This window comes from Mesorhizobium sp. B2-5-7 (genome assembly GCF_006440875.1).
GTDB lineage: Bacteria > Pseudomonadota > Alphaproteobacteria > Rhizobiales > Rhizobiaceae > Mesorhizobium > Mesorhizobium australicum.
In genome coordinates this window covers 567,291-580,705 of record NZ_VFUO01000005.1, presented here as the reverse complement: position 1 = coordinate 580,705, position 13,415 = coordinate 567,291, and the positions used below count along the sequence as shown (strand labels likewise).

Sequence of the window (13,415 nt, the reverse complement as noted above, 5' to 3'; positions counted from 1 at the left end):
GGGAGGGCTCCGCCCGCGAAGCAACGGGCCGAGGCGAGATAGTGTCAACCGGCCCGGTGCTTTGTCGACATAGCTGACCGGGCGACAGCAAGGCCCTGCAGTCCGATCACGCCGCAGACTGGTTCGCATTCGCCCGGCTTATTGCGGTACCCACGCCACTGGGTTATTTTAGGAGTGTGGGAACAGCACCTGCCATCCATCGCGGGTGCGACCTTGCCGTTTGGGCAGATTGTGAAGTCTTTAACAGACCTGGTTGTCGCAAGCTGTGTCTTGTACCCTTCAGGTCGTGAGCAGTTAAGGATGCGCCATGCTGCGATGTTTTGCGTTCATTGCGGCCCTGATGCTCACCAGCTTCACGGCATTCCAAGCTTGTGCCGATCGTAGGGTGGCCCTTGTCATCGGCAATTCCGAATACCGCGAGATTCCGGCCCTCAAGAATCCGGACAAGGATGCCGAGGACGTGTCGAACACCTTTCGTCTGGCCGGGTTCGATGTGTTCGTCGCCAAGGATCTCACCAAGATCGAATTCGAAAAACAGTTCCGCAACTACCTCGCGGCGGCGGACGGTGCCGATCTGGCGATCGTGTACTATTCCGGCCACGGCTTTCAGATCGGCGGAGAAAATTTCCTGATCCCGGTCGATGCGTCGCTCAAGAACGCGGCCGACATTGAGGTCCAGGCCGTCAAGCTCGATGATGTGCTGCAGCAGTTGCGGACGAAATCAAAGATCCAGGTGATCATCCTCGATGCCTGCCGCAACAATCCGTTTCCGCGCAAGGACTATTGGTTGCGAGACCAGCTGATCGTTGCTGGCAACACCGGGCTTGCACAGGTGAAAAGTTCGCTGAACACGCTTATAGCCTTCGCCACCGAGCCCGGTGCTGTCGCTTATGACGGAAATGGCGACCTCAGCCCCTTCTCCTCCGCCTTCTCTCGTCGCGCGCTGGCGCCGAACCAGGAGATACGCTCGGTCATGGCAGCCGTTCGCAGGGATGTGGTCGAGGCTACGGCCGGTAAGCAAGTGCCTTGGGAAAACTCATCGCTGATCGACGAGGTCGTCCTCATGCGTCGCGCCAACCGGCCTGCACTGCCGCCCGTCTTGGAAAAGGTCGTGCCGTCCGGCGTCGGGCCTGTCGCGCTCGACCTGCCGGAGCCGGTCGATGTCGATGGCGGTGCGGTCACCGTCAGCATCGACAGGCAGCCGGCGCTGGGGCATCTGATTCTGGACGGGAAGCCGGTTGCGGCGGGGGAGCCGATTGCCGGCAAGGATCTCCCGCGATTGCGAATGGACGTGCCCAAAGGTGTGGGTGCCCAGGAAGAAGTCGACATGCTGGCCTATTCAACGCGCGACAATTGGGGCGGCGAATCCCAGGGCATCCTGGTGTTCCGGGTCAAGAATGGTGAGGGTGCCGAGGGCAAGCAACTTATAGCCTCGCTGGAGTCCGAACAGAAGCAGCAAGCGGTGGAACGCGGCATTCACATTGCCGGCGCCGCCGAAGCCATCGAGAATCGTGAGGTCCATGTTCCAGTTGGCGTCGGCCCGGTCCCGTTGCAACTGGATTTCCCAACCGCGGATCCGGCAGTCAGCCTGAAACTTGCAGGCTATCCGGCAACGGGAACGCTGTCGCTGCCGGATCGGACCTTGTCGCCAGATTCGAGCCTGATGGCCGATGAAGTCGACCACTTGCGCTATGAACCCCAGATCGGCGCCGTCCAGCCACTGATCGTCGGCTTCGAAATCAGGGCCGACAACACGTCGTCGAAGCCGGCGACGATGAAGCTCTCGCCAAGCGTCGACCCCTGCGACAGGGAGGCGGGTGAGCCACTTGACCTGCAGGGCGTCGTCCCCGGCCTGTTGCCGAATGAGATCAGCAGCAACGCCGTAGACGTCTGCCGAGCGGCGGTGAAAGCCTATCCCGATGTCCCTCGCTTCCACTACCAGCTCGGCCGGGCATTGCTTGCAGTTGGTAAGGTCGACGAGGCCAAGAAGGCGATCCAGGATGCTGCCGACAAGGGGCATGTGCGCGCAGTGTTCGAGCTGGGCTATATTGCCGCCTCAGGGATAGGGGCTGCCGTGGATCCCAAAAAGGCGAATGGCTTCTATGCGAAGGCGTCCGACAAAGGCGACCCCTATGGGATGACTGCCTGGGGACGTGCTCTGTTCAATGGTTTGGGAGTAGAACGCGATACCCGTAAGGGATTGGATCTACTGCTGAAGGCGGCCGCTATGGGGCATACCTATTCTATGAACGAGCTTGCTTCGATCTTCACCGAAGGTCGTAGCGGCGTGCCCGCGGATTATGATCGCGCAGTCGCCTTTCTCAAAGCGGGAGTTGAACGGCAAGATATGTACTCGATGAACCTTCTAGGCCGCAGCTATCTCAGCGGACGTGGCGTCGAGAAGGATCCGAAGCAGGCACAGGCGCTTTTCCAGAAAGCGATGGATCTCGGCCAACCCTATGCGCCGGGCAGTCTCGGCCGCATGTATCGGGATGGAGTTGGCGTGACGCAGAACCTCGATGAGGCGACAAGGCTTTTCGAGCTTGCGAGCGCTCGCGGAGATTATTCCGGCGCGTATGACCGCGCGGCCATCGAGATGCAGAAGGGCGACAAGGCCGATCAGGCTCTGGTTGTCCGCTATTTGGCGTTCAGCATAGGGCTCGATCTTCGCAACGAATTGCCGAGTGCTCGCACAACGCTGGCGCAATTCGGTGCGAAGCCGAAAACAGCCGCCTTGAAGCAGCTGCGCTCGGAACTCAGATCGAAAATTCCGGCGGGCGGCTCTGTCGACGAGCAACTAGTCAAGACGGCCAGAGCCGTCTGGGAGCAAGATAATCCGCGCCGAGACCTGTTCTGAACAACAAGGAGGCAATGTGGTGGGCTGGGCATTGAAGCAGGCAATTGTCGCAACAGTTCTATCCGGCGCTCTGGCCGTGGCGGGTTGCACAACGGTGACGCCCACGGTCGAGCCGACCCCGGCGACGAAACACCAACATCGGGCCAGGGCCGTTCGGACGACGACTGCACCGAAAACCATCAAGCGCAAGAAGGTGACGGCCACGAAATTGATCAAACCGGCCCAAAACGAATCCCCGCCGGTCGTCACTCCTTTGGGTGGCGGTAGCGGTGGGGGCAGTTCGGGCGGCGGTAGCAGCTGGTGACGGCGGTCACCAGCAGCTAACTTCATATTCTGGCATTGCCGCTGCCATGGCCGACTCGAAGCGCTCGCCAATCAGGGACAAGTGCTCTATGGTTGCGCCGATGCCGTTAGTTGGATCGGGTTGCCTGGCGGGGGCGTTCCATGTTCGAAGTCGTTGCATTCTGGCGAGCGCGAGCAAAAGCGCAGCGTCCTGGCTTTGTCGTCATAGCGATATTGGGACTGCTATTCCTCGGACCGCAATCGGCGAGTGCCGCGCCGAACTGGATGCTCGATCCGGACGCTTCGGTGCTTACCTATCAGTCGGTCAAGAAGAACACGATCGTCGAAACCAACAAGATCAGGAATATTACCGGCACGCTGACTTCCGCCGGTGATGCCAAGGTCAGCTTCGATCTCAATTCCGTCGACACCGGCGTCGACCTCCGCAATGTGCGCATGCGCTTCCTGTTCTTCGAAACGTTCAAGTACCCGACGGCCGAGCTGACGGCAAAGGTGGACCCGGCGGCCTTTGCCGACTTGCCAGCCAAGCGCCGCATCAAGGCAAGCTTGCCCTTCCGGCTCAGCCTGCATGGCGTCGACAAGGATCTGGAGGCGAGCGTCGTCGTCACCATGATCAGTGATACTCAGGTCTCGGTTGCTTCCGAGGCTCCCGTTGCGGTGCACGTGGAGGACTTCGGCCTGCTGCCGAACGTCGACAAGCTGCAGCAGGCCGCCAATGTGACGAACATAGTGCCCACTGCGTCGGTGTCCTTCGACTTCGTCTTTGTTGCCGAGGGCAGCAAGCCGGGTGCTGTGCAGACAGTCGCAGCCAACGCCGCCGAAGTCGGCCCCGTGGCCACCGACGCTGCGAAAGCCAATTTCAGCGACGAGGAGTGCCTCAACCGGTTTGCTGTTTTGTCGCGCACCGGAGCCATCTACTTCCGTGCAGCCAGCGCCCGACTTGATGCCAAGAGCCGTCCGTTGCTCGCCGAGGTCGAGGGGGTGGTCGGCAAATGCCCGACCCTGAATGTTGAGGTCACCGGCTACACGGACTCGGACGGTTCGCCAGAGGCGAACAAGACGCTATCGGAACGGCGCGCCAGGGCGGTTGCCGATGCGCTGGTCGCCGATGGCCTGCAGCGCCGCCAGATCAGTGCCACCGGCTATGGCGAGGAGCGGCCGGTTGCCGCCAACGATACGGCAAAGAACAAGGCGCTCAATCGGCGCATCGAATTCTCCGCCACGAAGCTCGCGAACTGAGGGCAGGGTGGGCTCCCGTCCATTGGCGTTTTGCGCAAGCTTGTTTCGCGGCACGGGGCTTGTCGCAATGGTCTTGCTTTTGACCTTGACCGCCGCCACTGCCGAGCGCCGTGTCGCGCTGGTGCTGGGCAACTCGCAATATCAGCACGCCGCGCCGCTCGCCAATCCCGCGCGCGACGGGCAGGCCATGGTCGAGCGCCTGCAGAACCTTGGTTTCGAGGTGGTCTCCGGTTTCGACCTCACCAAGCAGCAGACGCAAGCGACCGTCGCCCAGTTCGCCAAGCAGGTGCGCGGCGCCGATATCGCCCTGTTCTTCTATGCCGGACATGGCTTGCAGGTCTCCGGCAAGAATTACCTGCTTCCGGTCGATGCAGCACTCGAGGACGAAACCTCGCTCGACTTTGAGGCCGTGTCGGTCGATTTCATTTTGCGCCAGATGTCTCGCGAGACCAGCATCAGGCTGGTGTTTCTGGACGCTTGTCGGGACAATCCTTTGGTCGATCTGCTGGCCAAGACCGCGGGCATCAAAGGTGCAAGCCGCGGGCTTGCGGAAATTGGGATTGAGAATGGCGGTGCCGGGACGCTCATTGCGTTCGCTGCCAGTCCCAACCAGCTCGCCTATGATGGCTCCGGCGACCACTCGCCCTTCACGACCGCGTTGCTTCAGCACATTGGCGAATCCAATGTCTCCATTAGCGAAGCGATGAACAGGGTGACCAGCGACGTTTTTAGGGCGACAGGCGGTAAGCAGCGCCCTTGGACCAATGTCTCCCTGACCACCGAGGTTGTCCTGCACAAGGTCGATCTCAACGCGCCGCTGATCGTGGGTGAAGCGAGCACCCCGCCTGATGAAGCCAGCTCCGGGACGCGCAACACCGGCGGCTCGTCAGCCCAGACTGACGACCAGCTTGCGCTCGATGTTCTTCGAGCGAAGATCCCGAAGCTTGCCACTGACGGGCCAATCTTTTTCGATCGCCCGGTCACGTTCGGGGATCCGGCGATCGACGGCAAGAGCATCGCCCAATTGATCAAGGGCGAACCGCTTTTCAGTCCGGTCGAAGGTCTCGACAAGTCGGTGTGGGAAGGCAAGCACTGCGACAGCTGCCATGAGTGGAACGAGGCCCGGCTTTGCGACCAGGCGAAGAATTTCGCTGCCAACGGCGTCTCGGTCCTTCGCCTGCAGCATCCGCTGGGTACCCGATTCAAGGTCGCGCTGGCCAGATGGGCGCAAGGCGGCTGCCAGTAGTAGTGCTGGGCTGGTGTCAGCGACGAGGGAGGGCAAGCAGGGGAGGCGAACGGCGAACTCGTTACGCCTCAAGCTGAGCCATCTCGATGCCCATTTCGACAAAGGCGGAAAGCAAGGTAAATCGGTCCGCCAGCGCCGCGCGGGCCAGTCCCGCCAGGATTGCGGCGTTGACGGCATGGGCGGCGGGGAATCCGCTGGACTCCATTTTGAGCGTCGGATGACGCCATACCGCTGCCAGTGCGATCCAGGCGGCCGGGGTTGCCGGCGGCAGCTGCAAGGAATTGCTCAAGGCTGCTTGATGTTGAAGATTGTCAGGCTCGCCGACGCGGGCATGGACAAGCGCCAGCAATTCGAGGTCCTGGCCAGCGAGCAGCTCGGCGACATTGCTCAAGCATTCATGTCCCCACCAGACGGCGGCTCGCTCGGGTAGCAGGTAGGCACAGAACGTGACTGCTTCTTCCGGCACGCGCCCGGCAAGCAGGCTACGGCAAAAATCCAGGGGCGGCTGACCCGTGGCCAGCGATTTCATGTCCCTGGCGATGGCGGGACAAGCAATGAACAGATCCCGTGCCGTTCTGTACCCGAGTTCATTAGCCATGGCTGCCACATCCCCACGAGCCAGCAGACAAGCACCCAAGCCCGTGAGCGAGCGCCGGTCAAGCGTCCGACATTAACAGGTGGTCGTCACAAGCAGCATGCGTTTGTTCACAGACAATCGCTTCCTGATTTGCTATGGTAGGCGCCAGCGAAATCCACTCACACTGGAGTGACGGTCATGCGATGGGTCAGTTCAGCCTTGGCATTGGCGGCCATGCTTCTTGCAACGCAAGTCTGTGCCGATCCGCTTCAAAAGTCGGAAGACATCGTGAAGTTCTTCGCCAATCAGCCCGGCAATCTCGGTGCCTCGCGCGGCATCTGCGTCGGTACGGAGGAAGAGTGCAAGAGCAAGGCGGAGAAGACCGGCTCAGCCCCACAAAAAGCTGGTCTCGACATGATGATCAATTTCGCCCTTGATTCGGCTCAACTCGACCAGATCGCGCGCACCGAACTCGATGAGTTCGCAAAGGCCCTCAAGGACAATCGGCTGAGCACGTTCAGCTTTGTCGTCGAGGGGCATACCGATGCGACCGGCTCGGATCGGTACAACCAGGATCTTTCGCAGAGAAGGGCGCAATCGGTGGCGGCATTCTTGACAGCCAACGGGGTAGAACCTGCCAGACTGGAAGCAATCGGCGTTGGCAAATCGCATCCGCGGGTCGCCAACCCTTACGATCCGGTCAACCGCCGCGTGGAGATGCGTGTCAGGACCGAGTAGGCTCGCCGACCGGCCGATCCTTAATTAGCTTGGCTCAAGCACACCTTGGATCGAATTGAGCAGCGCTGTTATCGCCTGCTTGTATTTTTCGAACTCCGGTGACGTCTGCCGAACTTCGGTCGTGGTCGTCGCCGGCTGGCCCGCATCCGTCACCAGGCGCGGCACTTTTTGACCCATCTTCCGCTCGGCCCAGTCGATGACATAGCCAGCGGTCTTGCGGATGAGGAAGGGATTGGCCTCGATCACCGCTGAACCCAAAACGGCGCTCAATTGCGACGTGCCGGACGCGGCCAGCACCTGATGCGCTCCTTCCATGCCAAGGAAGTGGCACAGATAAAGGCGACCTGCGGTTATCTGGTGGCCGCGGGCGCGCAGATAGGCTTCGCCTTCGCGCGCCAGATTGCGCACCATCTCACGCGACAACGTCACGTCATAGCGAAGCGCGAGCAGGTCGGCGGTCGAGAGCGAACGGGCTAGATCGGGACGATAGGTGTTCATCATCCGGATCCAGGTCTTGGTGATGAACTGGCCAGCCCCGGTTGCCGACGAGTTGGGATTCTTGGCGCGGGCGCTGCCGCCGCTTTCAACATGTACGATCCGGTCGGTTAGCGTTTCGACCGCGGCATCGCCAGAGCCTGCGGATCGGCCAGAGCTGAGGGACTCAGCGCTGGCAACCGTGGTGACGGTGCCGAGCGGATCGATCGCCTCGCCGTTTTGATAAAGTTCGAAATGCAGATGCGGTCCGGTCGAGAGCCCGGTTGTGCCAATATAGCCGATGACGTCGCCTGCCTTCACTTTGGTGCCGACGCCGCTGGCAATGGCGAATTTCTGCATATGGGCGTAGCGCGTCTCGCGCCCGTTTGAATGGGTGATCTTGACCAGATTGCCATAGCTGCCGCCGTCGCCTTGGAAGCTGATCTCGCCGTCGTAGGCCGCCATGATGGGCGTGCCGACCGGGGCTGCCCAGTCGACGCCCTTGTGGATTCGAACCGTGCCGAGGATTGGATGTCTACGCGGGCCGAAGGTCGACGTCATCACCCCGCTCACTGGCGTGATCATGCCGTTGGTGACGGTCTGCGAACGAACCTGATCATCGCCGGTGACGCAGGCATACTGCCCGTCGGCTTGCTGGTAGACGAAGCAGTCGAGGTTTTTGTCCTTACCCAGGACGCCGACGTAAAGCACCCGTCCGGAAATCTCGCCTTGGCCGCGCGGGGTCTGCGAGTAGATCAGCACCAGGCGTTGGTCCTCGCCGGCGAAGGCGTCCAGATCCTGTCCTCTCGACAGATACATGATGGCTTCGCCGATCACGCTCGTCGGCACCTTGTTGCGCGCCGCCGTCGAGTAGATTGCGTCGAGCAGACGGTACTGCCGCTTCGGCCCACCCTGATCCGAGCCACCGGAATAGTTGAAGAGGTCCTCGCGCACCCAGGGATCGACGCCTGCAACAAAGGCGCCCCCGGCGTTGCGGGTCAGTGTGCCGACGTAAAGGTTCCTTGCGTAGACGGAGACTTGCATCAGCGACATGGTCGTCGTCTCACCGTTCGGCCGGAAACCGCGCAGGGCGACCACAAAACCAGGCTCCAGCCGATCGCGGTTGAACACCGCTTTCAGCGCTTCGCCCGCAAGCCTGGCATCATCCGCGGAGAAATGCGCGTCGAGCGCGACGCTGTCCAGACTGCGCTCGTTGAGGACTTTCACGAAAGTGTCCTCTGTCGCCTCGTAGCGCTGATAATCGCTGATGACGGTCGCGACCGTCGTGTTGTTCTCAATGGCGGTCTTCTCAAAGGCGGGCAGCGCTTTCTCGCCCTGGTCAATGGTCTCGCCCCAGCCGGCCTCGGGGTCGTCCGCGTCAGCTTTGAGCGCCGAACCCGGGGACATCTCCCCCCCTTCAGGCGCCGCCTGCAGGTCGTTCGCCAGATCATCGCGTTGATCCTCGGACGCGACGGCAGGTTCGGGCGCGGTCGGCTCGTGGCCCTCGGGTGCCGCGGCGGAGGGCTTCGGAGCAGCCTGCCGCTGCGCCTGGAAGAAGGCAAAATCCTCCTGCGTGGAGGGGATCGTCGTCATGAACTTCTCGCTGGCGCTCAACATCACGTCGGACAGGATCTCGATCTGCGGCGAAGCCCCGGAACTGTCGAGTTCGGCCGGGCGCGCAATCGTGCGGCCCTTCGTGGCGGTCTCGTCATCGGGTGCCAGCGTGATCCACATCGGGTCGCCGGCAAGATCGATGATGGCCGGCACATAGACCGAGGCGTCGGGGGGTATGTCATCCATACCTTCGACGGGATGCAGCTCTTCATTCTCGTCGCCGAACGACCAATCATCCCGGGTGAGATAAAACCCGGTGGCGATCGCGATGACGGTGAGCGCGGCAAGGCCGGCAAGAAAGCGGTGCCAAACTTTGCGCCTGCGCTCGCTCTGGCGCGCCAGCTTCTTTTGTTTGAAGCTCGTGTCGATACTGTGCGTCACGGGCCGTTTCCGGTGAGGAAATAGGTCCAGCGCACCTGCTCGAGCGTATCGACTTCGACGAAACGGGCCGCGATATGACCGCGCTGCCAGCACTCGTCGATGCCACGGATAGAGAAGCGGTGTCGATCAACACACATTTCGGTCGATCCGCTGAGGATCGCATGGCCGAACACGTCGGTTGCATAGAGGTATACGTACCGGTTGGTCAGTTCCTCGCGGATGACGTTCACGCATTGGTTGGCGCCAATGGTCCACCAGCCGTCGGTCTGGTCGGAATCGTCGATCTTCTGTCCGACGGCGAGATTGACGACGTCGAGGGTCTGGTTGCAGACGGTGAATTCCGCATGCGCGCTGTCGGTTGAGACGGCAAGGAGCAGTGCTGCGCCCGACAGCACGGAAAACGCGACGCGGTTGGCCAGCAAGCGTCCAGACCAGCTACGCTTTATGCGTGCGGAAGGCGGGCAGAATAAATGCAAGGCGCGAAGGTCCATCGGCGTTACATATCTATCCGCCGAGCCTGAAATACTTCGCGGCGGCGGAGAATTGCGAACCGTCGGCCTCGATCTCTTCGAGGATCTTTGGCAAAAGGTCGGAGGCTGGTGTCGGCCTGGAGAAGCTCGCGGCCCGAATGTCGTGCGGTCCGGTGATCACCAGCATGATCTGCGGCAGGGCTTTGCCGGCCGCCTTGTCGGCGGCGCCCAAACCAATCGGTATGCTGAAAATCGCCTTGTCGGCTTGCGCCACCATGCGGTCATCAAGGTTGAAGGCGATGCCTCTGTGGTCGATCAGCATGACGTTAGAAACCAGCCCGCCATGGGTTGCCAGCGTGCCCCTGATCGGCGCGCCGTCCGGCACCGCCGTCCGGTCGAGAACCAGTTGCGGCCTTTCCACCTGGTTGCGGTCGAGCAAGCGCAGGAACCTGGTCACTTCACACTGGGGCTGGTCGATGACACGGACGCTGATATCGGGCTCGAGATGGAACCTTGATTGAAAGTCATTGAGCATCTGCTCGAAGGGCTGCACGGCGGTTGCGAAGCCTTCGATTGCGGCGGCGCTGGCGCTTTGGGATGTCAGCGACGCGTAGAAACAGTCGCCGCCACTGAAGTCGCGCACCCACGACGCACGTTGCGCCGTCTCGTCGACTGCCGCCGCTGGCGGCACCGCCGGCTTGGGCATGTTGATGGCGACGGTGGTGTTTTCGGGCTGCGTGGTCAACGGCGGCCGCGGTTGCTGGGACGATTGCGGCGTGTTCGCCGCTTCGGACGGCGCGGCTGGCAGCGGCTTGCTAGCGATCGCAGTCGGCGGCACCGGCTGAGCCGGCGGGCTGACCGGCAGCGCCGGCACTGGGCTTTCCGCAATCGTCGGCGAGGAAGCCTCCGGCTCGGCCATTTTGGAAAGCTTATCGACCAACTCGGTTGCGCTTGGTTTCGTCGCCGGCGGGTTTGCTTCCCGCGCCGGCTTGCCCTCTGTCTGCGTCTGGCTTGCCGCCGACGTCCCCGGCGGCTCGCCGACTGGCTGCGGCGGGTTCGCGTTCGCCTCGGGCTTCGGCACCGACACCGCGTTTGACCGGGTCGCGGTCGGCGTCTCGGCAGGCTTGATCTCGACCGGCGGAGTAGCCGTTGCTTCGGGGTGAGCCATGGATGGTGCGGTCACCGGCTGGCCCGTCGGCTCCTGGCTGGCGACCTGCTGTGATTTTGTTGCCGATGGCAGCGCGGGGCGCGGGGTCGGCACCGGCATTTCGGAGGGCTTGGCATGCTGCGGTTTCTGCTCGCCTGCTGCGTCCGCCTGGTCCGCGACCGGTATTGTGGTCTTCACCTGAGCATCCGGCAGCGCAGGTGGCATTGCCGTTTGGTCGGTGGCAGCGTTATCTTGTTTTGACGGCTCCGGCTGCAGCGGTGATGATGGCGGCGGTTGCGATGCTTCCGGTTGCGGCTTCTGCACCACCGGTTTTGATGTCAGAGGCTTGGGGATCTCTTCGGCCGGCGGCCGCGCCAGGATGCCACTGACATAAAGGCCGCCCCCAAACAGGACCGCCAGCGTTACCAGGCCGGCAGCGATGGCCGGCATCCGCCCCGGCTTTCGCGGCTTAGCCGGAACGGCCGTGCCGGGCGTCGGCGCCGACTCTGGTTGCGACAGATGCGCCGGCCGCACATGCTCGACAAAGCGTTGTTCGCCCGGAGATGCCGAACGCTCGAGCCTGGAGGTGGGCAGTGCCGTCCAGCCGGCGCGCGGCAAGCCCGAGCGTTCGCGCGAACCATACGATACGGGCGGCAATGTCAGCTCGACATCCTCGCCACGCGTTGCCCTGGCGATCTCGGCCATGCTGGCCGGCCGATCGCGCGGGTCGGGCTGCAGCATGGCGCCGAGGAGATCGTGGAACTCGGGATCGATGTCAGACAGGTCTGGGACGTTCCGGCGTTTTTCGATGACCTCATACTGCGAGCCGCTCATGTCGAGTGGCTTTCCGCGCAGTGCGGCGGCGAGTACCAAGCCGAGGCTATAGATATCGGACTGCTCACTGACCTCGCCGCCATAGAGGCCGAGCTGTTCGGGCGATACGTAATTGTATTTGCCGGCGAACTTCCCACCGATCAGCGTTTCACCGCCTGCGGTCGCCGAGCGAGCGATACCGAAATCAATGATCTTGGCGTGCTCCACCCGCCCGCCAGGCAGGATGATGTTGTCCGGCGAAAGGTCGCGGTGAATCGCGCCCGCCTGATGCACAGCCGCCAGCCCCGAGGTCAAGCGATGGCAAAGGCGCCGCACGTCTTCCCCCTGCATCGCTCCGTGACGCATCACATCAAACAGCGATTGGCCGTCCACGAACTCCATCGCCAGGTAGGGGCGGCCGATCTTCGGATCGATGGTGAAGACGTGATAGCGAACCACCGCATCATGCGACAGATGGTTGAGGATCGATGCTTCCTTGCGGAACAGCGACAGGATCGTCTGGTCACGGGCGAATTCGGGCAGGACGATCTTAATCGCCACGTGATCGCCGGTTTGGATGTTGTGGCCGCGATAGACTTCTCCCATGCCGCCGGACGCGATCCTCTCGTCGAGTTCGTAGATGCCGCTGAGCTGCGTGCCGGCGCCGGCATAGGTGACGTTGGCCGATATCCGCGTTTTATCGTCGTCGCTCATCTCGCCAGGCTCTCCGGTCCGGACCGATCCGGATGGGGCGCACCGTTGCGCCCGCCGCCGATCTTCACGAGTACGATGGTCACATTGTCGGTGCCGCCCCGCGCCAGCACCGTCTCCAGCAGGCTCCGGCACGCCGCCTGCGGCGTTGCCGATCTGACTGCGGCTTCGATCTCGGCGTCGCTGACATGAGCCGTCAGTCCGTCGGTGCTCAGGACGAAAACATCCCCCGCCATCAGCTCGCCCTGCTGGAAATCGATCTCGAGCTCGTCGCTCACCCCGACTGCATGGGTAATGACGTGGCGGCGCGGCCAGGTAAGCGCCTCTTGCGCGCTGATCATGCCGCGATCCACCAGTTCCTGGACCTCGGTGTGATCCTTCGAGACCTGAAAGATTGTCCCGTCACGGATCAGATAGATGCGGCTGTCGCCGGCCCACAGGCCGGCAAACCGTCCATCCATGGCAAGCAAGGCGGCGAAGGTCGAGCCGATGGTGATGCCGCGGGATCGCGAGATCTCGCGGATCTCGGAATTGGCGCGGCTCAGCCGGTCCTCGAACCGCGCACGAAGGTCGGGTGCCGAGCTCGCTATGCCGATCGTTGCCAGATGGTCGACGATGCTGGCCGACGCGACCTCGCCGGCTTCGTGCCCGCCCATGCCATCCGCCACCACCCAGAGACCGGTCTGCGGCTCTATCAGGTAGTTGTCCTCATTGTGGTCGCGCACGCAGCCTCTATGGGTCACGCCGAAGCTTTCGATGGAAAGGGCGACAGTGCTCAATTTGCCACCTAGCGCTTCGCGAGCGTCCCCTGTGACCAACCCCGGGCAGCGTGCCCAGGCCACTTT

At 62.3% G+C, this 13,415-nt stretch carries 9 protein-coding genes; 4 read left to right on the top strand and 5 right to left on the bottom strand.

Annotated features, from left to right (window positions below; translation table 11 throughout):
* Window positions 1–307: 307 nt before the first annotated feature.
* The 3 genes from FJ543_RS23815 to FJ543_RS23805 all read left to right on the top strand — a co-directional run bounded on the left by FJ543_RS23815 (window position 308) and on the right by FJ543_RS23805 (window position 5,645).
* A complete protein-coding gene (locus FJ543_RS23815) occupies window positions 308–2,857 on the top strand; it encodes a caspase family protein (protein WP_140877639.1) in 2,550 nt (849 codons plus the stop codon).
* A gap of 444 nt (window positions 2,858–3,301) precedes the next feature.
* Window positions 3,302–4,399: an OmpA family protein gene (locus FJ543_RS23810; RefSeq protein ID WP_140877637.1), complete on the top strand. Its 1,098-nt coding sequence runs from the start codon at window positions 3,302–3,304 to the stop codon at window positions 4,397–4,399.
* Window positions 4,305–5,645, top strand: coding sequence for a caspase domain-containing protein (locus FJ543_RS23805; protein ID WP_348643275.1), 1,341 nt, complete (start codon window positions 4,305–4,307; stop codon window positions 5,643–5,645). The genes FJ543_RS23810 and FJ543_RS23805 overlap by 95 nt, the downstream gene beginning before the upstream one ends.
* Window positions 5,646–5,706: 61 nt before the next feature.
* Here the strand turns inward: FJ543_RS23805 and FJ543_RS23800 are convergent, their stop codons facing one another.
* A complete protein-coding gene (locus FJ543_RS23800) occupies window positions 5,707–6,243 on the bottom strand; it encodes a hypothetical protein (protein ID WP_224720249.1) in 537 nt (178 codons plus the stop codon).
* Between the two features lie 177 nt (window positions 6,244–6,420).
* Between FJ543_RS23800 and FJ543_RS23795 the strand changes: the two genes are divergently transcribed.
* On the top strand, window positions 6,421–6,960 hold the full coding sequence (locus tag FJ543_RS23795) for an OmpA family protein (protein WP_246678867.1): 540 nt from the start codon (window positions 6,421–6,423) through the stop codon (window positions 6,958–6,960).
* A 24-nt stretch (window positions 6,961–6,984) separates the two neighbouring features.
* Here FJ543_RS23795 and FJ543_RS23790 read toward each other — a convergent pair whose 3' ends face one another.
* The 4 genes from FJ543_RS23790 to FJ543_RS23775 all read right to left on the bottom strand — a co-directional run bounded on the left by FJ543_RS23790 (window position 6,985) and on the right by FJ543_RS23775 (window position 13,349).
* Window positions 6,985–9,429 (bottom strand): M23 family metallopeptidase, encoded by a 2,445-nt coding sequence (locus FJ543_RS23790; RefSeq protein ID WP_140877633.1) that lies wholly within the window; start codon window positions 9,427–9,429, stop codon window positions 6,985–6,987.
* Window positions 9,426–9,851, bottom strand: a complete 426-nt coding sequence (locus FJ543_RS23785; protein ID WP_246678866.1) for a DUF1036 domain-containing protein — start codon at window positions 9,849–9,851, stop codon at window positions 9,426–9,428. The genes FJ543_RS23790 and FJ543_RS23785 overlap by 4 nt, the downstream gene beginning before the upstream one ends.
* An 82-nt stretch (window positions 9,852–9,933) precedes the next feature.
* A complete protein-coding gene (locus FJ543_RS23780) occupies window positions 9,934–12,573 on the bottom strand; it encodes a serine/threonine-protein kinase (protein WP_140877631.1) in 2,640 nt (879 codons plus the stop codon).
* Entirely contained in the window at window positions 12,570–13,349 is a 780-nt protein-coding gene (locus tag FJ543_RS23775) for a PP2C family serine/threonine-protein phosphatase (protein WP_140877629.1), read from the bottom strand. Before FJ543_RS23775 ends, FJ543_RS23780 begins: the two co-directional genes overlap by 4 nt.
* Window positions 13,350–13,415: the final 66 nt, after the last annotated feature.

What these genes read in the sequence shown, in the direction of transcription:
- FJ543_RS23815 (WP_140877639.1), top strand. Translation starts at nt 308, where the DNA reads ATGCTGCGATGTTTTGCGTTCATTGCGGCCCTGATGCTCACCAGCTTC.
- FJ543_RS23810 (WP_140877637.1), top strand. Translation starts at nt 3,302, where the DNA reads ATGTTCGAAGTCGTTGCATTCTGGCGAGCGCGAGCAAAAGCGCAGCGT.
- FJ543_RS23805 (WP_348643275.1), top strand. Translation starts at nt 4,305, where the DNA reads ATGGCGAGGAGCGGCCGGTTGCCGCCAACGATACGGCAAAGAACAAGG.
- FJ543_RS23800 (WP_224720249.1), bottom strand. Translation starts at nt 6,243, where the DNA reads ATGGCTAATGAACTCGGGTACAGAACGGCACGGGATCTGTTCATTGCT.
- FJ543_RS23795 (WP_246678867.1), top strand. Translation starts at nt 6,421, where the DNA reads ATGCGATGGGTCAGTTCAGCCTTGGCATTGGCGGCCATGCTTCTTGCA.
- FJ543_RS23780 (WP_140877631.1), bottom strand. Translation starts at nt 12,573, where the DNA reads ATGAGCGACGACGATAAAACGCGGATATCGGCCAACGTCACCTATGCC.